Raw genomic sequence first — 21831 nt, forward strand, 5'->3', positions numbered from 1 at the left:
GCCTCCCACCGCAACCTGCCTGCCACTGCAGCCCGCCACCTGTCACCCGCGGCAACCCGCCACCACATCAAGGAGAATCATGACCACCCACGAGACCACTGCTCCGGCCGACGCTTCCCAGTCCTCCGGCCCGGCCGCTGACCTCACGACCTTCGGCGGACTGCTCGCCGCGGTCACCGACCCGACCGGGCGGGAGATCCTCGATCCGGCGACCGGCGCGGTCGTCGGCCGCACCCGCGAAGGCAGCCCTGCCGACATCGACGCCGCTGTCCTCGCCGCTGCCGCCGCGCAGCCGGCGTGGGCCTCGCGTCCCGTCGAGGAGCGCAACGACCTCCTCAACAAGGCGGCCGATGCCATCGAGGCGTCTGCCGAGGCGCTGGCCGAGCTGCTCTCCCGTGAGCAGGGCAAACCGCTCAACGGACCGAACGCCCGCTTCGAGGTCGGTGCGTGCGCGGCGTGGCTGCGCGCGAACGCCGCCTTCGCCCTCGAGCCCGAGGTCCTCGTCGACGAGGACGGCACCCATGCGGAGCTCCACTACGCACCGGTCGGCGTCGTCGGGGCGGTGGGGCCGTGGAACTGGCCGATGATGATCTCCGTCTGGCAGTTCGCACCGTCGCTGAAGATGGGCAACACCGTCGTCCTCAAGCCCTCCGAGTACACGCCGCTGTCGGTCCAGGCCCTCGTCGCCGTCGTGAACGAGGTGCTCCCTGCCGATGTGCTCACCGTCGTCCCCGGTGACGGGAAGGTGGGTGCGGCGCTGACCGACCACGACGGCGTCGACAAGGTGATGTTCACCGGCTCGACGGCGACGGGCCAGGCGATCATGCGTGCGGCGGCCGACAATCTGGCCAGGCTCACCCTCGAGCTCGGCGGCAACGATGCAGGCATCGTCCTCGAGGACGCCGACCCCAAGGCGATCGCCGCCGACCTGTTCTGGGGTGCCTTCATCAACACCGGTCAGACGTGTGCGGCGATGAAGCGCCTCTATGTCCCCGATTCGCTCTACGACCAGGTCTGCGACGCACTCGTCGAGGTCGCCGGGCAGATGCCGATGGGTGTGGGGCTGGAGGAGGAGAACGTCCTCGGGCCTCTGCAGAACCGGCAGCAGTACGACATCGTCGCGGGTCTCGTCCAGGCGGCGAAGGACGGCGGGGCGACGATCCTCCTCGGCGGGGATCCGGACGAGGATCAGCCCGGGTACTTCTACCCGACCACGCTGGTGGCCGACATCGACAACGACAATGCACTCGTCGCCGAGGAGCAGTTCGGTCCGGTGCTCCCGATCGTGAGGTACTCCGATCTCAACCAGGCGATCGTCTGGGCGAACGAGCTCGAAGTCGGCCTCGGCTCCTCGGTGTGGGGGACCGACCTTGAGGAGTGCAAGAAGGTCGCGTCACGCCTCGAAGCGGGCTCGACGTGGATCAACAAACACGGCGCGGTCGACCCCCGCGTCCCCTTCGGCGGCGTGAAGAAGTCCGGCTACGGCCTCGAGTTCGGCCTCGAGGGCCTCAAGCAGGTGAGCGTCCCCCACGTCATCAGCTGGTAGGGGTCGGATTCCGCACCGGGCGGGTCGCGATCGTGAGACCTCAGGAAGTCGACCGCGCTTCCGCTTCCGCAGACGAGTTCGACGAAGAGAGCATCCGCTGGCAGGTCAGCAGCCGCTCTGGCTGCACGCTTTTCGCACAGCAGAAATGTGTTCTGTCCGGTGGATCCGCGTTCCGGCGCCGTGACCGGAGTCTGTCGACGATGCAGGGTCCTCTCCGATCCGCACTGGAGATCTCTCCGTCGACCGACGGTCGAAGCTGGTCATGAGGGCCTGACCGACGTGGAGGCGGCAAAGGATTGGAGGTGGGCGAGTTCGCGTCGACGCGGGCGTGGGCGGCCGAGTGTCCGCTGACGATCGCCGCAACACGCCTCACCCTCTTCTCATTCAACAGAAAAACCCTGTGTCTGACATTCGCCGAACCATAGCGTGAGCCCTGCATCGACGGGGATGTGCGGACCGTTTCGTGAGCAGTCTGCTGCAGCGTCCCTTCCCAACGAAAGGGTGCAGCCATGTCCATCCGCGAATCGATCGACCGAGCTCCGATCACTGCGTTCCAATTCGGTGTCGTCGGCACCTGTCTCCTCATCCTTCTCACCGAAGGCTACGATCTTCTGATCATGGCGTTCGCCGCCTCGAGCATCGCTGCCGAATGGTCCCTGACCGGATCGCAGATCGGCCTCCTCCTCAGCGCGGCACTGGTGGGAATGGCACTCGGTTCCGCATTCGTGGCGCCGCTCGCCGATCGAATCGGCAGAAGACCGCAGACCCTCGGGTGCCTGACCGTCGTCGCCGGCTCCATGACCCTGGCCTCGATGACAGGGAATGAGATCCAGCTCGGTCTGTGTCGGTTCGTCACCGGCATAGGCATCGGTGGGCTCATCGCGACACTGCCGGTGGTCATTGCGGAGTTCTCTCCCCAGCGGCGCAGGGCGACGATGGTCGCCATGTACATCAGCGGGCTCCCGCTCGGCGGTGTGATCGGAGGACTCGTTGCCAATGCACTCCTGGCCAACTACTCCTGGCGAGCCAGCTTCGTTGTCGGCGCGATACTGACTGGCATCCTCCTGGTGGTCGTCTATTTCTTCCTTCCCGAATCCATCGACTTCCTCCTCGAAAAGCGCCCGCCTCGGGCACTGGATTCCATCAACCGGACGTTGCGGAAGCTGCACCTCGATACGGTCTCGGAACTTCCCGAACCCGTTCGGGCGTCCGGCGGCGCAGTTCGATCAGCAGGACTGAAGGAAATCAACTGGGTGCGAACGACTCTGCTCGGTGCCGCATTCTTCGTCATGCTGGCGGGATTCTACTTCGCCACCAGTTGGACTCCGCAGCTGCTCGAGCAGAGCGGATTCTCTGCAGAGCAGGGTATCAGCGGAGGAATGCTGCTCAACCTCGGCGGCGCAGTCGCGTCCTTCGCGTTCAGTCTGTTCGCTATGCGTTTCAACAGCCAATGGCTGACTGCCGCGACGCTGGCAGGAAGCGCTCTCATGTTCGCGGCGATGAGCATGTCGATGGGCACACTCGGCATCGCTCTGATCGCAGCGATCGCGGTGGGCGGATTCACCAATGCCGCCGCCGCGGGGCTCTTCGCACTCGCTCCTGACTGCTTCCCCGCGTCCGTGCGCTCAACCGGTGTTGGCTTGGTCTCGGCGATCGGTCGCCTCGGCGCGATCGGCGCACCGATCGTCGCCGGCATGCTCATCGACCTGGCGTGGTCTCCGACGTCCCTCTTCCTCGTCTTCGCCGTTCCGCTTCTGCTCGGAGCAGTCTTTGTCCTCGCGATCAGAGTTCCGCGTGAACCTCACGCGCGTGCGACCGGTTCGGAAACCACTGACCGGGGCACCGCTGAACCCGAGCGGATGTCGTGAACGAGGTCTGCGCCCCGGAACTCCGGACGGGCCGGTGGGCCGAGATGCGACAGAACGGTCCGCCGAGGCGGTGTGACAGAAGATGTTAGGGTAACCTATGTGCCGCTGACTCCCTCCTCCGGCGCGGCGCTCCTGCGACGCGCGGCCCGCCGCCGTCTCCGGCTCCTCGTTCCCGGGGTCATCGCGATGTCGCTGTGGCAGGTGTGCGAGGCGCTCGTGCCGGTGGCCATCGGCATCGTCGTCGATGTCGCGATCATCCCGCTCTCGTTCCCGCTGCTCGCCGTCTCGATCGCCGGTCTCCTGCTCCTCTTCACCGTCCTCAGCTACGGGTACCGCTTCGGTGCGCGGTGGTGCAATGCCGCGCGCGAGCATGAGGCGCACGCGCTGCGGGTCGAGATCACCCATGCGGCGCTCACCTCGGCGAACCTGCCCGCCGATCGCGCCTCCGGGGAGGTCCTGTCGATCGCGTCGGCCGACGCCGACACCGCCGCGCAGTCGTTCTCACAGCTCGGTCGCGGCATCGCCGCGGTCCTCGGAATGATCACGGCCGCCGTCTTCCTCCTCATCGCCGATCCGGTCACCGGCCTCGTCGTCCTCGTCGCCGTCCCGATCGGCTTGGTCGTCGTCTCGCTGCCGGGCCGCTCGGTCTCGGTGAAGGCGAGTGCCCAGCTCGAGGCCGTCGCGCGGGCCGGTCGCTCGGCCGCCGACCTCATGAGCGGGCTGCGCGTCATCAAGGCCCTCGGCGGTGAACGGTGGGCCGCCGAACGCTACCGCGCCACCTCGGATGCCGCCGCCGAGGCGGGTGTCGCCACCGGTGAGCGCACCGGACGCCTGGCCGGCCTCGGCGCGCTTGTCATGTCCGTCGTCCTCGCGATCGTCCTCGTCCTCGCCGGCCTGCGCCTCATCGACGGCCAGCTGAGCATAGGGGCGCTCATCGGCATCCTCGGCATGACGGCCTTCCTCACCGAGCCCATGCGCGCGCTCGCCGACATCGTTGGCCTCTTCGCGCAGTCCCACGGCGCCGCCGGCCGGATCTCCCGCCTCCTCACCGATATCGAGCACGTCGACCGGAACGGCACCCCACCGAATCGCGCCGGTGCCGCCCACATCGACCACGCCGGTGCCGCCCAGGTCGACCGCGCCGGCGATGCTGCCGCCGACCGCGACCCCGCCCACGTCGACCCGGCCGACCGCGACCCCAACGCCGTTACCTCCACCAAGGCGACCGGCCCCACACCGACCGACGATCCGGCCCATCCCACAGGCCAACTGGGTCCCGCAGACGTACAGCGTCCTGCGGACCCCCAGCGTCCTGCAGGCCCACAGAGTCCCCGACACCCACAGCGCCCTGCAGGACTACAGCGTCCCGCGGAACCCGAGGTCCACCTCGGCGAGGGCGGTCTGACGGTGCGGAACTGGACGGTGGGGGAGCAGCGTATGTGTGCGTTCGACGTGCCGGTCGCTACGTTCACGTGCCTCGTCGTCGAGGACCACGCGCACGCGTCCGCGTTGGTGACCGCGCTGGTGACCCACGCGCGGGGGCGCACGACCGAGGACATCGTCGTCGCCCCGCACGCGGTCGACCTGTTCGAGGGGACGATCCGCTCGAACATCACCATGCTCCCCGGTGAGCGGACCGCCGAGGTCGATGTCGAGGTGCTCACCGCCTCGGGCACCGACGAACTCCTCGACCTCGTCGAGGACGGGCTCGACCATCGGATCCTCGAGCTCGGCGGCAACCTCTCGGGCGGTCAGCGCCAGCGCATCGCTCTGGCCCGCGCGCTCCACACGGGGCCGCAGCTGCTCGTCCTCGACGAACCGACGACGGCGGTCGATGCCGTCACCGAGGCGCGCATCTGTGCGGGACTGACCCGGCTCCGGCGCTCGTCGGAGACGACCGCGACGCTCCTGTTCACGAGCTCCCCGGCCTTCCTCGCCGCCGCCGACTCCGTCGTCTTCGTCCCGGCCTCCGGCCGTGTCCGCGTGGGCGCGCACGCGGATCTGCTCGACGTTGAGGCCTACCGGACGGCGGTGACCCGATGAGCGCGACGACGACCCCGACCACCCTGCCGATCGCCACGAGACGCGAGGCCTTCGCGCGCCTGACCCCGCTGCTGCGTGCCCGCGGCTGGTGGATCGTCCTCCTCGTCGTCGCCGGGACCGCGAATGCGGCGGCCGGGCTCGTCGGACCGTGGGCGATCGGTCGCCTCGTCGACGAGCTTCCCCGCGGTGCCGGCGCCGAGGTGGTGTGGCAGAGTGCGATCGCGGTCGCGATCGCCGGCGTGGTCATGGCGCTGGGGACGTGGATCGGGGCATGGGCGCTCGCCCGGATCGCGATGCCCGTCGTCGCCGAGCTGCGCACCGAGGTCGTCGAATCGGCGCTGTCCCTCGAGGCGCAGAAGGTCGAGCGGACGGGCACCGGCGACCTCGTCTCCCGAGTCGCCGACGACTCCCGGATGATCAGCGAGGCCGCCGCGCAGGTGCTGCCGATCATCGTCGAATCGCTTCTCGTCGTCATCGTCTCGGCCGTCGGCATGGCCGCCATCGACTGGCGGCTGGGGATCGTCGGGCTCATCGCGCTGCCGATGTACTGGCTCACGCTTCGCTGGTATCTGCCCAGGTCGGAGCCCATCTACCGGGAGCAGCGGGCCGCGTTCGGCAGGCGAGCCGGGCGCCTCCTCGGCGGGTTGACCGGAGCGGGGACGCTGCGTGCCTTTCGCGCCGAGGCGGGGGAGCTGCGCCGCATCGATGCGGCCTCCGGTGAGGCGCGGGACCTGTCGATCGGCGTGTTCCGCTTCCTCACCCGGGCGTTCAGTCGGAACAACCGCGCCGAGGCGGTCGTGCTTTCCCTCATCCTCATCGCCGGTTTCGCGCTCGTGTGGTTCGGGGAGTCGACCGCGGGTGCGGTGACGACGGCGGCGCTCGTCTTCCACCGTCTGTTCAACCCGATCGGGGCGCTCGTCGGCCTCTTCGACCAGGTGCAGTCCGCCGGTGCGTCCCTGACCCGGATGGTCGGTGTCATCATCGAAGCCGAATCCTCGCCGAGGCGGGAAGCCGGGGTCGATCGTGCTGCCGGTGGCGCGGACGGCCTCAGTGTCTCCTCGGGCTCTTCGGTCCGACCCGGCCCGACACTCGTGCTCGAGGACCTCTGGTTCACCTATGACGAGGATCCCGCCTCGGCCCATCAGGTGGTCAGAGGAGTGAGCCTGCGCATCGAACCCGGTGAGGTCGTCGCCGTCGTCGGCACGACCGGAGCCGGGAAGTCGACGCTGGCGCGGATCGCTGCCGGCCTGTCGGCGCCGACGCGAGGTCGAGCCGAACTCGTCGTGACGGGCGGAGACCCTGCTGCTGGCGAGACATCCGAATTCCGCGTCTCCTTGGACGCGCTTTCCGAACCGGTGCTGCGCTCGCACATCGCGATGGTCGCGCAGGAGGTCCACACCTTCGCCGGGACCGTGCGCGACAATGTCGCCCTGCCGGTGCCCGGCGCCGGGGAGGATGAGATCGCCTCGGCTCTGCGGGCAGTCGGTGCGACGTGGGCGTTCGAGCTGCCCGATGGGCTCGAGACCGAGGTCGGCGACGGAGGGACACGGCTGAGCCCGGTCCAAGAGCAGTCGCTGGCACTGGCGAGGCTGGTGCTCGCCGATCCTGATTTCGCGATCCTCGATGAAGCGACTGCCGAGGCCGGGTCCGCCGGAGCCCATGTCCTCGAGCAGTCGGCCAGGGCTGCACTTGAAGGCCGCGGTGCCCTCGTCGTCGCCCATCGTCTGAGCCAGGCCGAAACGGCCGATCGGGTTCTCGTTATGGAACATGGCCACATCGCCGAAGAGGGCACGCATGCCGACCTGGTGGCGTCGGGTGGTCGGTACGCCCGTCTGTGGGAGGCGTGGTCGGGTTAGGCTGCTCGTGCGGAACACATGGACGTGTGCCGATCACGTGGAAGTGTGCAGGTCACTGTGCAGGTCTCATGGGGAAGGGAATCAGAACGGCGGTGGTCCGCCGGGATCCCAGACCCAGCGCTTCTTCCGCGGCTTCTTGTAGATGATGTTGCCCTCCGCCGGGACCCATCCGGCCGCTCCGTCTCCGCCTGCGGGCTCCGGGCATTCATCGGCGAATCGTTCGTCGCCCGGTGACGGCGGCGGTTCCTGCCCATCATCCGAGTCGATCGGATCTGTGACGATGGCCTGCATGAGGCGGGCCTGCTCGACGTCGACAGGGTTGTCCCCTGGAGAGAAGATCGCTTCCACACCGTGGGCGAACCGGTATTCGAGCACGCCGGGACAGTCCATGCGCACCGCGTATCTGCAGTCGGTCTTCGCCTGGTGGTGGAGCTTGCACATCGGGTGGAGGTTGCCGAAGACTGTCAGCCCGCCTGAGGCCGGATCATCGTGGTCGAACGGGATGATGTGGTCGACTTCCGACGTCTCTGCTCGACGCCGGCATCCGGGCACACTGCACCATTGCCATTGGGCGACGAGCGTCTGCCTCACCTGAGCGGGAATGTAATAGGACATCGCCTTCGCATCGATCGGGGTGCCGGTCGCGGGATCGGTGAGGATACGGGTCCACGTCGAGCACTGGCCGGCGATCGTCCGAGCCATCTCCGGCGGGACGGGCGAACCGTCGGAGAACGTGCCGGGCAGATCGGCGAGGCCGGCGAGCGAGATGAAGGGCACTGTGGTGATCATCTTCGACTGGCCGCCGAGCCAGAACGGCGTCGTCGGCATCGTCAGACCCAGGTAGAACGCGTATCGGCCCTGTTCGTCTGGATCGGAATCCTCGATCCGGGTCAGTTCCCCCTGCCTTGCGTCCGGAGAGCAAACGGAACCATCCGGTCCATCGTCATCCGTCGATCGAGCACCGTCATCCGTCGATCGAGCATCGCCGACCGTCCGGTTCTCCGTATCGGGACCAGTGCAGTCGACTGCGGGCGCACCGCCGACGGGTACTGCACGGTCGACAGGAATGACATTGCCGAACGAATCGGTGGCTGCTGCCTGGGCAGGAGCAGCTGTCGGTGCGTCGTTGAGACTGCCGGCCGTCGGGGCGACGGGATCACCCTCGTCGACACGGACGCCGCCGAGGCTGCTGGGGTCGATTCCGACGGATCCGACGGCAGTGCCGATCGCCTCGGCGATGTCATGGACGGTGCGGGCATTCTCCAGGTCGAGAGGGATGTCGCGGCTCGAGTTCTGCCCGGTGTCGGTGTCGTGTGCGCGGATGTGGATGCGAGCCTGCGGGATGGTGCGGGTGATGATGTCGAACATCAGGGCGTCGATGCTGCGGTCGTCGTCGATGATCGCTCCTGCGGGCATCTGGTCGGTGAACGCCGCAGTGTTGCCGTTGCGGATGGCTCTCGCGAAGGCCTCGATGCGCAGGTAGCACGCTTGAAGTTCGGCTGACGGTCCGGTGAGCGTCAGGCACGCGGTGCCGTCGGGGAAGGTGGTGATGCCGACTCGACGACGCTCATGGGCCGCCTCGGTGCGCTCCTCCTCGGGCTGGACGATCGAGACCTTGAGCGAGAGCGACTTCCTGAAGGTCTCGACCGTGATGTCGGCTCGCCGCTCTTCGAGGTAGCAGTCGATGACGGTGAGGCGCTGGAATTGGAGGTCTTGGCACATGCGGGTCGCGGCGATCGCATGCTCGATGGTGAACTCCCCGGCAAGGCAGCGGGCGTAGAACTTCGGAAGCCCGTGGACGAGGGTCATCGCCGCAGTGACGTGAGCGTAGGTCGCGGGGATCGTCGAGCCCCGGATCGCCGAGAGCTCGGCGATGTCCTCGGTATGGGAGAGGGAATGGACCCACCCGTAGATGGTCTGGGTCTCCCGGAACTTCGGGAACCCGGGGAGGGGCGCCGGGACAGTGAAATCAGGCACCGAGGTGGGGGCGGCTTCGGGATCCCCGGCAGCGGGTGAAGGAGCCGGGTCAGGGTCGACCTCGGAGACCCAGTCGGCGTCGGAGCCGTGGGTCCGGGCGTGACGGCGGGCGGTCTCGGTCAGCGATGCGTGCCGGTACGGGGATTCCGGAGAGGGGTTGAGGAGATCGAGGTGAGCGATGACATCGTGGAGGAAGAGGGATGCGGTCGTCTCCCATGCGGCCAGCTGCGCGCGATCGCAGGCGCTGTAGACGGAGAGCGCATCAGCATAGGGGGAGTCAGGATCTACGCGGAGGCGGCGAGGATCGGGAGGCTCGTCATCGGCGGCACCGCAACCGGCCCCTAGGGGGTCCGAAGGATCCTTCATCGCCGTTCACCTGCCTTTCCACGTCAGTGTGGATCGTTACCCTTAGTGTAGAACGCGTCACGAATCGTGTCAATACATTTTTCGAAACTGATCCGAACGAAAATTTGTTTGAATTCATGATGCTCAGCGAAAATCGCAGGCTGACTCTCGCGAGATCGGGCTGCGTTCGGGGCCTCGATCGGGGGCTGCGATCGGGCGCGCCGGACGTTCGGCCACGCCAGAACCGCTCGGCACGGGCGCACGAGTACGCTCGGCACGCGCGCACGAGAACGCCCTCCCACCTCGGCGAGCGAGGGGAGAGGGCGGTGGAACCGGCCGCAGGGGAGGCGGTCAGTCCTCCTGGTAGGCGTTGTCGATGGTCTCGGGCATGCCGTCGATGACGTCGACCTCTTCGACGCCGTCGTCAGCGAGGGCGTCGACGTCGAGGTCGTCGCCGCTGAGTTCGGCGACCTCGGAGTCGTCGTCGCCGTAGGAGACCATCTCGTCGCCGTCGCGATTGCCCTGCTCTGCGGCGGTGATCGGGTCGGTGTCGAGGTCGCCGTCGAGCGCGGGGGCGTCCTGTTCGTCGTCCCAACCCGCATCGTCGATGAGCGCATCGTCGGCACCTTCGATGCCGGTGCCCTCGGGACCTTCGGCGCCGGGTTCGATGTAGGGCTCGTCCTCTTCTTCGGAGTCGGCTTCGAAGTCGGGATCCTCGGCGTCGGCCTCGGCCGCGTCCGCGGTCTCTTCGAGTCCGTCGAGGTCGACGCCGGTGGGCTCGGCGTTGTCCTCTTCCGTCTCCTCCGCATCGAATTCGTCGTCCTGCGTGAGGAAGTCGGCGTCGTCGGTGGGATTCTCGCTCATGATCGCTCCTTGAATCGGGTCGGTTTCACCTCATTGTCGCACTGTTCCCCGCACGTGCACATGGGTGCTCTCGCCGGTCGCAGCGGTCGGCGCGATGGCAAACCATCGGCAGTGTGGGTTGCCGTTCGCAGCGGCCCGGGCTGCCGTTCGCGGTCGCTCGGCTGACTTTCCCCCGTCCGCGATTGTCTGGGCTGACTCCCACTGTCCGCTGCGGCCTGGGCCGTCGTCCGCGCTGGCTGGGCTGCCGTCCGCGATTGCCCGGGCCGTCGTCCGCGCGGCCTGGGCTGTCGTCCGTGTGAGCCCGGCTCGTCGAACAGCGCAGCCGCATGAGTCCCGCGTTCGTCGGTGCGAAGCCGCACGCGTCGAAATAGAACTCGCGGAGGTGATCGTCGAAGTCGACGTGGAGCCACTCGCAGCCGGCCGCGGTCGAGTGCTCGCGCGCGATCTCGATGAGTCGGCGTCCGATGCCTCGGCGACGGGCGCGCACGGCGACCGCTGTGTCCTCGATGAACGCGTGGACGCCGCCGTCCCAGATGATATTGACGAAGCCGACGAGCCCGACGGCGTCGCGGGCCGTCACCCAGCCGAGGCTGAGCGCCTCGAGGTGGGTGAGCCAGTCGTCGTCGAGGACCCGGTGCTCGAACGCCTCGGCGTGGAGGATGTTGATCTCGTCGTTGGTCACCTCGCCGCGCCACTCGAAGGCGAGAGACCGATCTGTGACAGGGGCAGAGCCGTCAGGAGTGGTCATTGCATGGGCCCTTCTCGATCGGTGCGTTCATGAGCGCATGCTAGCGCCACTGCGCGAAGTCCGGGACAGCGTTGAGCGAAGTCCGGGATTGTGCAGCGCAGATCGCGGCACTGCGCAGCACACGTCCGCGAACCCCGGCGAGTCAGCATCGGCATGATTCCCGCGGCATGCGGCGAGCCCCGCGAGGATCCGCGGGGCTCGCCGTCGGTGGCAGTGAGGCTGGTTCAGGCGCTCAGCCCACTCACACCACCGCCCGGTCTGATTCGATCGTCGCCCGCTCCGGCGCGTCGGTCGCCCGCTCCGATGCGGCGGCTGCCTGGTTCGGTGCAGCGGCAGCGCCGCTCCGCGCGGCCGACGTGTTCTGCGCGGCCGACCCGCTCTGCGCGGCCGACTGCGGTGAGGCGAGGATCGCATCGAAGACGCGGTTGAGCTCGTCGGCGGCGTCGGCCACGGAATCGATCGACCGGTAGGCGACGTAGCGGTCCGGGCGCACGATGACGACGCCCTCCGAGCTGATCCCGCGGTTCTTCATCCATGCCATCCGCACATCGACGTAGTCGCTGCCTTCGAGCCCGACGGTATGAGCCCTGATCCGCAGGCCGCGGTCAGCGGCGATCTGCTCGGCGGCGGCGACCCAGTCGTGACCGTCTTCGCCGGCAAGGACGAGGAAGTGTCCGCCGTCGACGAGACTGCTGAGGGCGAAGCGCTCGTTCGACTTCTCGACGAAGGCATGGGGGAGCGGATGACCCGGTTTCGTCGACGGTTCGTAGAGTCGGACCGCGTCGATGGGCACATAGTCGGGAGAGCCGTCCGATACGACTGCGGTGGAATCGTAGCGGTACCCGAACTCGACGTTGTGGTGGCGGAACTCCATGGTCTGCGTGCCGATCGCGCGGTTGAGCGCGTGGCGCTTCTCTGCGGCGTTGGGCTTCGAGTCGTCCCAGATGGGTTCGAGCTCCGCCCAGTTCTCAGCCGCGGAGGCCTCCGGAGAGAGGTTGAGGGCTCGGTCGATCGTGAAGTGATTCATCGCCGAGGCGACCGCAGCGTTGACGTTGTCCTGATCGACCGGCTTGCGTTCGGCTTCGTAGGAGTCGAGCAGTGCATCGCCGGCTCTGCCCTCGAGCACGAGAGCGAGCTTCCATGCGAGGTTATAGCCGTCGTGGATCGCAGAGTTGAGTCCGAGGCCTCCGGTCGGCGGGTGCCGGTGGGCTGCGTCCCCGATGATGAAGACGTCCCCGGCGCGGAACCTCTCCGCGACGACGCCTTCCATGATCCACGGTGACACCTTGTGGATCTCGAGCGCCGAGCGATCGACGCCGAGCACCGTGCAGAGGCGGGCGATGACCTGGTCGTCCGTGAGCGCCTCGGCATCATGGGTCGCATAGTCGAGGTGGACGACCCACTCCTCGGACTTCGTGCCCCAGTGCTCCGGGCCCATGGCCACGAGGACTCCTGAGGACCATGATCCCCCGAACTCAGGGTTGACGAGCCAGCGGATGAGCACATCGTCGTCGAGGGCCCATTCCGAGAGGTCGGCGGAGAAGTGGACCGAGACCATCATCATCAGGTCCGTCGGTCCGGTCATCCCGACTCCGAGGGCCGGACCCACCGTGCGGCCCCGGTCCGCGGCGATCGCATACCGGGCGCGCACCGTGTATTCGGAGCCGGAGTCCTTGTCGAGCACTGTCGCGAGGACTCCCTCGTCGAGGAGCTCGACAGCGGTGACCTCGTGATTGAACCGAACGCCGTCGGGACGTCGGTGCAGTCTGCGCGCGTGGTCGAGGAGCAGAGGCTCGAGTCGGATCTGCGGAAGGTTGCATGTGCGCTTCGCACTCGCCGCGATGTAGTCGGGGTCGGTGTAGCCGCCTCCCCAGACCTCGAGGTGGCCGAGGCGACGACCGGAGTATTCGTGATCGCCGACGAGACCGGCGTACCACCCAGTGCTCTTCATGTTCTCCGCTGGGGTGCTGCGCTCCTCGATCGCCGGCGCCACCCCGAGCTCCTCGAAGATCTCCATCGTGCGCTGATTGAGCACGTGGGCCTTCGGCAGCTTCGACGTGTAGGGGAGTGAACTCACCAGGAGGTGATCGACTCCGAGTTTCGACAGGTTCATCGACGCGGACAGTCCTGCGCCTCCGCCTCCGATGATGAGCACGGGTACTTCGATGTCAGCCATGGTGCCTCCTTGCATCCTGGCGCCGGTGCTTCTGTGGCACCGACGGTGGTCCGACGGGAGCGACGAAGTGGACCGCCGCGTGACCTCCACGGTATGAGCTGAATCACTATATTGCAATAGAAAAAAGATATTTTGGCAGGGTCTCGTCGAAATACGCATATGTCTATACTGGCGACATGGCTGCATCTCGGGTCGGAAGCACTCTGTCCGCCGAAGCGTATGACCGTCTGCGGGCGGAGCTTCTGCGGGGATGCTTCACGCCCGGCTCCAAGCTGCGCATCGGCGAGATCGCCGACCGGTTCTCCGTCAGCCCGTCCGTGCTTCGTGAGGCGATGACGAGACTGGCTCAGGACGGACTGCTCAGCGCCAGCCCCCAGCGAGGGTTCTCGGTTCCCGAGCTCACTGCGGGTCTGCTCGAAGATCTCACGCGTGCGCGCCGGATCATCGAAGCCGCCGCGCTGCGGGAGTCGATCGCCGACGGCGATCTGGCGTGGGAGTCCCTGGTGCTGGCGGCCCATCACACGCTTGAGAAGACGCGCTTCACCGACGAGGGCGGGCACATCACCGGGGAGTGGGATCGCGCTCACAGGGCGTTTCATGCCGCCATCCTCGCCGGTGGACGGAGTGAGACCCTGGCGAAGGTCGCGACGGATCTGCGTGCCCGCTCCGAACTCTTCGTCCATTGGTCCCGCGAGCTCGTCGCCGATGAGACCCGCGACGTGCCCGAGGAGCATCGGCGGATCGCCGAGCTCTCGGTCGCCCGTGATGTCGCCGGCGCTGTGGAGGCGCTCGAATGCCATATCCAGCGGTCCGCCGACGTGCTCATCGCGAGTGCGGGCTCTCAGATCAGCGCGTGACCGTTCCACTGGGGGCGTGATCGATCCACCGGGGGAGTGCCCTGATTATGCCCGTGAACGTTCTGCCGGCGAATGCGAAGAACCCCGCGGAATCCGCGGGGTTCTCGTTCTGTGGTGGCTCCGACCGGCGTCGATCCGGTGACCTTTCGATTTTCAGTCGAACGCTCTACCAACTGAGCTACAGAGCCTGGTCGCCGACATACGTGATGCATGCCGAGAGAAACAAAGGCTCTTCCGAAGAAGAGCCTTATGCTCCGCGACCCTGACGGGACTCGAACCCGCGACCTCCGCCGTGACAGGGCGGCGCGCTAACCAACTGCGCCACAGGGCCTTGCTGTTGTGGTGCGCGACCTTTCGATCTTACACCGTACCCCCAACGGGATTCGAACCCGTGTCGCCGCCGTGAAAGGGCGGTGTCCTAGGCCTCTAGACGATGGGGGCCTAGTTTGCTCTCGGATTCCCCGTGGGCAACGACGTTAAGCTTATCCCAACCATTTCCGAGAATGCAAAACAGATCCCGGTGTCCTCCGTCACAGATTTCCGGGCCCCGAAATCGGCTTCCGCAGGAGCCCTCGACCCCTCCTTCTCACCCCATCGCCGAGGCGCTCGCACCGCCCCGTCCGACCCCGCCGAGGCGGTCGTGCGGTGCCCACCCCGCCGAGGCGGCCGTGCGCATCCGTGACCGCCCCACCCCACCTCGGCGAGGGGATGACGACGAGGTGAACGGGGAAGGATCCCGTGTCACGGGTGCCCGATAGGATCGGGCCATGGAGTACCTGAGCGAGGAGGAATTCGAGGCGATCCTCGACAAGGCGATCGAGGACCTGCCTGCCGGGGTCACCGACGAGCTCGACAACGTCGCCCTCTTCGTCGAGGACGCGCCCGAGGACGGGAGCCCGACGCTGCTCGGCCTCTACGACGGCACTCCGATCGGCGAGCGCGGGCAGCGTGGCCTCGAGATGCCCGACACGATCTTCCTCTACCGCAACAACCTCATCGCCTACGCCGAGGACCGTGACCACCTCCGCGAGGAGATCGTCGTGACGATCGTCCACGAGATCGCCCACTTCTACGGCATCGACGACGACCGCCTCCACGAAATCGGTTGGGGGTGACAAGGCACCTGACCTCAATCTCCCCGCGTGAACAGGAGGGAAACAGGCTACCGGCGAGTTCGCGGACGCGCCATTGATTGGCATTGGACTTGACGCTTCGCCTATTGTGGGCGGGTACGGAAACAGCAATCGAGAACAACATTCCGTCCGTATCGACGCGGGACATCTCGGGGCCGCCGGGCCTTGGAGGGTGTCCCGTTCGGTCCACGGGCAGGAGGCACGATCCCCCCTATGACAGTTGCATCCAAACCGGCAAGCGCGGCGACCCCGGCCGTCCGAGTCCTCAATCTCGCAGGAATCGACTACAGCCTGCACAGCTTCGACCACGATCCCGCCACCCGACGCTACGGCTCGGAGGCCGCCGACAAGCTCGGCGTCGGATCCGACCAGGTGTTCAAGACCCTGATGATCCAGGTCGACGGCTCGCCCGTCACCGCCCTCGTCCCCGTCTCCGGACAGCTCGACCTCAAGGCGCTGGCCTCGGCGCGGGGAGCGAAGAAGGCCCAGCTCGCCGGCGTCGCCGAGACCGAGCGCCGCACCGGCTACCCCGTCGGCGGGGTCTCCCCGTTCGGGCAGCGCCACGCCGTGCCCGTCGTCATCGACCGCACCGCCCTCGAGCACGCCTCCGTCTTCGTCTCCGCCGGCCGCCGCGGACTCGAGATCGAGATCCGACCCGAGGACCTCGTCATGCTCACGAACGCGCAGGTCGCGAAGATCGCCGCTCTCGACTGAGCGATCCGCCGGCAGGCTCAGCGCACGCGCACCCTCAGGCCCATTCGACGTCACCGACGTTCGGATGGGCCTGACCTGCTGTGAGGTCGGCGAACATCGCCAGTGCCGGGTCCACCTCGGCGACGGGGACGAGGACGGTCAGCCCCACCTCGGCGCCGTAGCTGGCCCGCACCGACCATCCCCGCACCTCGGCGGCTCGTTCGAGGGCGTTCGCCCGGGCATAGTCGACGCTGGCACGCACCGGGACGAGTTCCCGTCTGACCACGACGGGGGCGCGATCGACCGCCGCCGAGGCGGCCTGACCGTACGCGCGCACGAGTCCCCCCGCACCGAGCAGGGTCCCGCCGAAGTACCTGGTGACGACCGCGACGACAAAGGTGAGCTCGTGGCCGAGGACGACGTCGAGGATCGGAGCGCCCGCGGTCCCGGCCGGTTCGCCGTCGTCGCTGAACCGCTGGGTGCGGGAGTCGGGATCGAGGACGAACGCGGTGCAGTGGTGACGGGCCTTGGGGTGGAGGGCGCGCTGCTCGGCGATGACCTCGCGGGCCTCGGCCTCATCGGCGACCGGGGCGACGAGGCCTAAGAACTTCGAGCGCTTGATCTCGATCTCGGCCTCGGCGCGGTCGGTGATCGTCCGGTAGGGCATGCGGCCCACTCTAGCGAAATGCCACCGGCACGCCCTGACCTGCCCTGCGCAGTCCCGACCTCCTCTACCATGGCCGTAGGCGGCGCCGCCGCACCGAACCCCACGGCGAAAGGCCATCGACATGGAGAAGTTCAGCGACGCGGAGCTCGAGGCGATCCGAGCCGAGTCGGCCCGTGCCTACGATCTCGACCGGGCCCACGTCTTCCACTCGTGGTCAGCGCAGAGGACGCTCGACCCGATGACCGTCTCCCGGACCGAGGGCTCCTACATCTATGACGGCGAGGGCCGGCCGCTGCTCGACTTCTCCTCCCAGCTCGTCAACACGAACATCGGTCACCAGCACCCGAAGGTCGTCGCCGCGATCAAGGAGCAGGCCGACCTCATCTGCACGATCAGCCCCGCCCACGTCAACGCCGCCCGCTCCGAGGCCGCCCGCCTCATCACCGAACGCACCCCGGCAGGCCTCGACCACGTCTTCTTCACCAACGGCGGCGCCGACGCGAACGAGCACGCGATCCGCATGGCCCGCCTCCACACCGGCAAGCACAAGGTCCTTTCCCGCTACCGGTCCTACCACGGCGGCACCCAGACGGCGATCAACGTCACCGGGGATCCGCGGCGGTGGAGGAACGACCTCGGCGACTCCGGCGTCGTCCACTTCTTCGGTCCCTTCCTCTACCGCAGCGAGTTCGACTCGACCACCGAGGCCGAGGAGACCGAGCGCGCCCTGCGCCACCTGCGGCGCACGATCGAACTCGAAGGCCCCTCGACGATCGCGGCGATCGTCCTCGAGTCCATCCCCGGCACCGCCGGCATCATGATCCCGACCCCCGAATACATGCAGGGTGTGCGCGCACTCGCCGACGAGCACGGCATCGTCCTCATCGCCGACGAGGTCATGGCCGGGTTCGGCCGCACCGGGAAGTGGTTCGCCTTCGAGCACTTCGACATCGTCCCCGACATCATCACCTTCGCCAAGGGCGTCAATTCCGGGTATGTGCCGCTGGGTGGGGTGATCATGAGCAACGACATCTACGACTCCTTCGCCGAGGTGGCCTACCCCGGAGGGCTGACGTACTCCGGTCATCCGCTCGCGTGCGCCGCCGCGGTCGCGACGATCGATGCGATGGAGAACGAGGGGATGGTCGAGCACGCGGCCCGCATCGGCGAGGAGATCATCGGACCCCGCCTGCGCCAGATCGCCGAGTCCTCGAAGCACGTCGGCGAGGTCCGCGGCACGGGTGCGTTCTGGGCGATCGAACTCGTCTGGGACAAGGAGACGAAGGAACCGCTCGCCCCCTACGGCGCAGGCTCGCCCGAGGTCGCCTCGGTGCTCGCGTCTCTCAAGGAGTACGGTCTCGTCGCGTTCACCAACTACCACCGCATCCACGTCGTCCCGCCGATCAACATCAGCGAGGACGACCTCGAGAAGGGCCTCGGGATCCTCGACAAGGTCCTCACCGACCTCGATTTCGCCCGCTGAGGCAGCTACCTCGCGTCGTGGGTGAATGCGCCGCCGAGGACGGTGGCGCGCACGGGGATGTCGGCGATGTCGGCCGGGGCCACCTCGGCGGGGTGGGCGTCGAGGGCGACGAAGTCGGCGAGCTTCCCACGGCTCAGCGTCCCCTTCTCCGCCCCCTGCCCCGAGGCGATCGCGGCGACCGAGGTGTAGGCGGCGACCGCCTCGGCGGGGGAGAGCCTCTCGGAGGCCGCCCCCATGACGTCGCCCTCCCGGGTGGCGCGGGTGACGAAGGCGCCGATCCCGCGCAGGGCGGTGCCGTCGGCACACGGTCGATCCGAGCTGCCCGGCAGCAGGACCCCGGCGTCGACGAAGGACTTCGCACGGTAGAGCAGCCTCCGACGCTCGGGCCCGAGCGAGCGGTTCATCCCATCCCCGATCGCCTCGGCGAACGCGGCCTGCGGGGTCACGGCGATGCCGTGGGAGGCCAGGGTCTCAAGGTGCTCGTCGTGGACGAGGCCCGCATGCTCGATCCGGTTGGGCACGGCCCGTCTGCCGAAGCGGGTCTGGGCTTCGACGATGTTCGCGATCGCCGCATCGACGGCGGCGTCGCCGATCGCGTGGACGGCGAGTGACCATCCGGAGGCGTAGGTGTCGAGGATGCGCTGCCGCAGCTCCTCGGCATCGGCCTGGAGGTAGCCGGGATGGTCGCGCCCCTCGTAGTTCTCCCGCAGCGCCGCGGTCTCCCCGGACATCGCCCCGTCCATGAAGAACTTCACAGGCCCGATGCTGATCATGTCGTCGCCGAGGCCGGTGCGGAGCCCCGCGTCGAGGCCGATGCCGAACCCGTCGGCGGAGTTCGCAGCGATCGGGTGGAGGCCGTCGGCCTGCGGCATGAGCTGGGCTCGGGCGCGCAGCTTGCCTTCTTCGCGGGCGCGCAGGTACGCGGAGATCTCGATGGGGGAGTGGCCGATCCACCCGTAGGCGATGCCGCACTCCCCGAACGAGGTGATGCCCTCCCTCGCGTACTGCGCGGTGGCGAGGTCGAGGGCGTCGACGATCGTGTCCAACGAGTACGGGCGGATGAGGTCCTGAACAAGTCCCTGCGCGGTCTCCTCGACAAGGCCCGTCGGGTGCCCGGCGGCGTCGCGGACGACCTTCCCGCCGATGGGGTCGGCGAAGTCGGCATCGAGGATGCCGGCGAGCTTCATCGCCGCGGTGTTGACGATCGCCGCGTGCCCGGAGGTCTGGCGCATGAACAGGGGGCGGTCTCCGGTGATCTCGTCGAGGCGGCTCAGTTCCGGGTACTGTCCGTCGTAGTCGCGGTGGGCGAAGCCGGTCGCCTCGATCCACTCCCCGGCAGGGGTGACTGCGGCCGCCTTCTCAAGGGCCGCGTAGACGTCGGGCAACCCGCCCGGCATCGCCGTGACGTCGACCGAGGCAAGCGTGAGGCCGTACCACGTCGTGTGACAGTGGACGTCGTTGAAGCCGGGCAGCACGGTCGCCCCGCCGAGCGACTCGACGCGGTCGGCGCTGATCCCGTCGAGCTCCTCGTCGAAGCCGATGATCCGCCCGGAGCTCACGCCGATCTTCGTCGCCCGGGCGCGGGCGGGGTCGAGGGTGTGCGCGTCGAGATCGGTGAAGATCGCGTCGATTCTCACGGAGTGCCTTTCGCGTGTGCGTTCAGAGTCTCGGCCCGCGGATCGCGGGATCGGTGATGCAGTGGACGATGGCCGGTCCCCGGTGGGCCAGTGCCGCGGCGAAGGCCTCCCGGAAGTGCTCGGTCCGCTCGACCCGGATCCCGAGTCCCCCGAACGCCGTGGCCATCGCCGCGAAGTCCGGGTTCTCAAGCGTCGTTCCCGTCGCCCGACCCGGGTAGTCGCGGTCCTGATGACCGCGGATCGTGCCGTAGACCGAGTTGTCGTTGATGACGATCGTGACATCGACCCCGTACTGGACGGCCGTCGCGAGCTCCTGCCCGGTCATGAGGAAGTCCCCGTCGCCGGCGATGCAGAACACCGTCCGGTCGGGGGCGACGAGTCCCGCGGCGACCGCGGCGGGCAGACCGAAGCCCATCGACCCGTTCCGCGGCCCCAGCGCCGAGGGGAATCCGTGCGTGGGCAGGAACCGTGTCGCCCACCCGGAGAAGTTCCCCGCCCCGAACGTGATGATCGCGTCCGCCGGCAGCAGCTCCCTGACGTGGACGAACGCCTCGTCCATGTCGACGAAGGTGTTCCCCGCCGAGGCGGCCGTGGCCACCTCGTCTGCCCCTCCCGGCTCCTTCGCCGAGGCGGCTCCCGCCGAGATCGCCCCCGCCGGGACCGGGACCGGCTTCGGCTGCCGCCAGTCCGACAGCTCAGCGCGGGCCTCCTGGATCCAGGAGGGCAGGGTCGTGTCGTCGGAGCCGGCGTCGTCGGCCGCCCCGCCTCTCGTCCCACCGTCTGCCACCTCGGCGATGCTGCCGTCGGCGGAGATCGTGTACGCGGGGGTCCCGTCCTCGGTGAAGAGCCGTTCGGCGAACCGGTTCACCGAGGTGACGATGTGCTCGTCGAGACGCCCGAAGTGCCCGTGCGCGTCCGGATCGGGACCGATGATGATCGTGCGCTGATCCGTGCCGATCGTGAACCCGTCGGTGGCGACATCGGTGCGCACGCAGCCGAGGAAGATGTGGAGGTCGGACTCGGCGAACACCCGCTTGGCCACGGGAGCGGCACCGTAGCCGAGGATCCCGAGGAAGTTCGGCGCATCGTGGTCGATGCCGTCGTAGGCGCGGAACGTGGCGATGACGCCGAGCTCGCGGTCGCGCGACCACCGGGCGATGCGCTCGGCGGTGGCCGGGTCCCAGTCCTCGCCGCCGATGACGAGCACGGGACGTTCGGCCTGGTCGATGCGGGCGCGCAGCTCGGTGAGGTCCCCGTCGGCCGGGGCCGGGACTCCGAGCGCCCGCGGGGCCAGCACCGGCGCGGATGTCCGCTCGGTGAGCACCTCCTCGGGCAGGCCGATGACGACGGGACCCGGCCGGCCGGACACGGCGGTGTGGAGGGCATCGACGACCACCTCGGCGGCCTTGTCAGGATCGTCGAGGACGAGGACCTTCTTCGCCGTCGTTCCGAACCACGCGGAAAGGTCGAACTCCTGGAACGCCTCACGCCCGCGCGCGGCGGTGGGGATGAGGCCGACGAAGACGACGAGCGGGGTCGCATCCTGGTAGGCGGTGTGGACGGCGGCCATGACGTTCGCCGCCCCCGGCCCGCGGGTGACCATGGCGATGCCGGGGATCCCGGTCATCCGCCCCTCGGCCACTGCCATATAGCCGGCACCGCTCTCCTGCCGGCACACGATGGTCTCGATCGGGGAGTCGTGGAGGCCGTCGAGGACGTCGAGGTACGACTCCCCGGGCACGAGATACGCCCGCCTCACTCCGTGGGCCTCGAGCTCCTCGACGATGAGATGGCCGGCGGTCTGTGACTCGGTGACATCCATGATTCATGCTTATCACTCTTTCGTCTCAAGTGGGCACCGCGGTGTCCACGCGTTCGAGGGGAGGCCGTATGATCGTCAGCACAACGGATTCCGCACCAGCGCACCACCAGCCAGGA

The 21831-nt window shown here is 68.1% G+C and carries 15 protein-coding genes and 3 tRNA genes; 8 read left to right on the forward strand and 10 right to left on the reverse strand.

Annotated features, from left to right (window positions below):
* Positions 1 to 79: 79 nt before the first annotated feature.
* The 4 genes from ACQ1RG_RS07310 to ACQ1RG_RS07325 all read left to right on the forward strand — a co-directional run bounded on the left by ACQ1RG_RS07310 (position 80) and on the right by ACQ1RG_RS07325 (position 7313).
* A complete protein-coding gene (locus ACQ1RG_RS07310; RefSeq protein ID WP_238614649.1) occupies positions 80 to 1546 on the forward strand; it encodes an aldehyde dehydrogenase family protein in 1467 nt (488 codons plus the stop codon).
* Positions 1547 to 2055: 509 nt separating this feature from the next.
* Positions 2056 to 3414, forward strand: a complete 1359-nt coding sequence (locus tag ACQ1RG_RS07315) for an MFS transporter (protein ID WP_063250335.1) — start codon at positions 2056 to 2058, stop codon at positions 3412 to 3414.
* A 99-nt stretch (positions 3415 to 3513) separates the two neighbouring features.
* Positions 3514 to 5457, forward strand: a complete 1944-nt coding sequence (locus ACQ1RG_RS07320; protein WP_119296484.1) for an ABC transporter transmembrane domain-containing protein — start codon at positions 3514 to 3516, stop codon at positions 5455 to 5457.
* Positions 5454 to 7313, forward strand: a complete 1860-nt coding sequence (locus tag ACQ1RG_RS07325) for an ABC transporter ATP-binding protein (RefSeq protein ID WP_119296485.1) — start codon at positions 5454 to 5456, stop codon at positions 7311 to 7313. The genes ACQ1RG_RS07320 and ACQ1RG_RS07325 overlap by 4 nt, the downstream gene beginning before the upstream one ends.
* 81 nt (positions 7314 to 7394) lie before the next feature.
* Here ACQ1RG_RS07325 and ACQ1RG_RS07330 read toward each other — a convergent pair whose 3' ends face one another.
* The 4 genes from ACQ1RG_RS07330 to ACQ1RG_RS07345 all read right to left on the reverse strand — a co-directional run bounded on the left by ACQ1RG_RS07330 (position 7395) and on the right by ACQ1RG_RS07345 (position 13423).
* Complete coding sequence (locus tag ACQ1RG_RS07330; RefSeq protein ID WP_430600793.1) at positions 7395 to 9656, reverse strand: HNH endonuclease signature motif containing protein; 2262 nt, start codon at positions 9654 to 9656, stop codon at positions 7395 to 7397.
* A gap of 330 nt (positions 9657 to 9986) precedes the next feature.
* Positions 9987 to 10499 carry a hypothetical protein gene (locus ACQ1RG_RS07335; RefSeq protein ID WP_009377676.1) on the reverse strand — a complete coding sequence of 171 codons (513 nt, stop codon included), beginning with the start codon at positions 10497 to 10499 and terminating at the stop codon, positions 9987 to 9989.
* A 25-nt stretch (positions 10500 to 10524) separates the two neighbouring features.
* Entirely contained in the window at positions 10525 to 11247 is a 723-nt protein-coding gene (locus ACQ1RG_RS07340) for a GNAT family N-acetyltransferase (RefSeq protein ID WP_009377677.1), read from the reverse strand.
* 241 nt (positions 11248 to 11488) lie between these two features.
* On the reverse strand, positions 11489 to 13423 hold the full coding sequence (locus ACQ1RG_RS07345) for an FAD-dependent monooxygenase (RefSeq protein ID WP_119296488.1): 1935 nt from the start codon (positions 13421 to 13423) through the stop codon (positions 11489 to 11491).
* Between the two features lie 176 nt (positions 13424 to 13599).
* Between ACQ1RG_RS07345 and ACQ1RG_RS07350 the strand changes: the two genes are divergently transcribed.
* The gene (locus ACQ1RG_RS07350) at positions 13600 to 14280 is read left to right on the forward strand and encodes a GntR family transcriptional regulator (protein WP_101624184.1); all 681 of its coding nucleotides are present in this window, start codon (positions 13600 to 13602) and stop codon (positions 14278 to 14280) included.
* Between the two features lie 112 nt (positions 14281 to 14392).
* Here the strand turns inward: ACQ1RG_RS07350 and ACQ1RG_RS07355 are convergent.
* The 3 genes from ACQ1RG_RS07355 to ACQ1RG_RS07365 all read right to left on the reverse strand — a co-directional run bounded on the left by ACQ1RG_RS07355 (position 14393) and on the right by ACQ1RG_RS07365 (position 14721).
* Positions 14393 to 14468, reverse strand: a tRNA-Phe gene (locus tag ACQ1RG_RS07355).
* Positions 14469 to 14537: 69 nt separating this feature from the next.
* A tRNA-Asp gene (locus tag ACQ1RG_RS07360) sits at positions 14538 to 14611 on the reverse strand.
* A gap of 37 nt (positions 14612 to 14648) precedes the next feature.
* Positions 14649 to 14721 (reverse strand) — tRNA-Glu (locus ACQ1RG_RS07365).
* Positions 14722 to 15047: 326 nt separating this feature from the next.
* On the opposite strand from ACQ1RG_RS07365, the gene ACQ1RG_RS07370 reads away from it, so the two are divergent.
* Positions 15048 to 15395 carry a metallopeptidase family protein gene (locus ACQ1RG_RS07370; RefSeq protein WP_101624183.1) on the forward strand — a complete coding sequence of 116 codons (348 nt, stop codon included), beginning with the start codon at positions 15048 to 15050 and terminating at the stop codon, positions 15393 to 15395.
* 231 nt (positions 15396 to 15626) lie between these two features.
* Complete coding sequence (gene ybaK / locus ACQ1RG_RS07375) at positions 15627 to 16127, forward strand: Cys-tRNA(Pro) deacylase (protein WP_009377682.1); 501 nt, start codon at positions 15627 to 15629, stop codon at positions 16125 to 16127.
* Between the two features lie 34 nt (positions 16128 to 16161).
* Here the strand turns inward: ybaK and ACQ1RG_RS07380 are convergent, their stop codons facing one another.
* Positions 16162 to 16773 (reverse strand): IMPACT family protein, encoded by a 612-nt coding sequence (locus ACQ1RG_RS07380; protein ID WP_063249978.1) that lies wholly within the window; start codon positions 16771 to 16773, stop codon positions 16162 to 16164.
* A gap of 121 nt (positions 16774 to 16894) precedes the next feature.
* Between ACQ1RG_RS07380 and ACQ1RG_RS07385 the strand changes: the two genes are divergently transcribed.
* Complete coding sequence (locus ACQ1RG_RS07385; RefSeq protein ID WP_063249977.1) at positions 16895 to 18256, forward strand: aspartate aminotransferase family protein; 1362 nt, start codon at positions 16895 to 16897, stop codon at positions 18254 to 18256.
* A gap of 5 nt (positions 18257 to 18261) precedes the next feature.
* On the opposite strand, the gene ACQ1RG_RS07390 is transcribed toward ACQ1RG_RS07385, so the two are convergent.
* Both ACQ1RG_RS07390 and ACQ1RG_RS07395 read right to left on the reverse strand, forming a co-directional pair.
* Positions 18262 to 19893 carry an amidohydrolase gene (locus ACQ1RG_RS07390; RefSeq protein ID WP_063249976.1) on the reverse strand — a complete coding sequence of 544 codons (1632 nt, stop codon included), beginning with the start codon at positions 19891 to 19893 and terminating at the stop codon, positions 18262 to 18264.
* A 22-nt stretch (positions 19894 to 19915) separates the two neighbouring features.
* Positions 19916 to 21715 carry a thiamine pyrophosphate-dependent enzyme gene (locus tag ACQ1RG_RS07395; protein WP_430600797.1) on the reverse strand — a complete coding sequence of 600 codons (1800 nt, stop codon included), beginning with the start codon at positions 21713 to 21715 and terminating at the stop codon, positions 19916 to 19918.
* Between the last annotated feature and the right edge of the window lie 116 nt (positions 21716 to 21831).

Source organism: Brevibacterium sp. K72 (genome assembly GCF_050562175.1).
GTDB lineage: Bacteria > Actinomycetota > Actinomycetes > Actinomycetales > Brevibacteriaceae > Brevibacterium > Brevibacterium casei.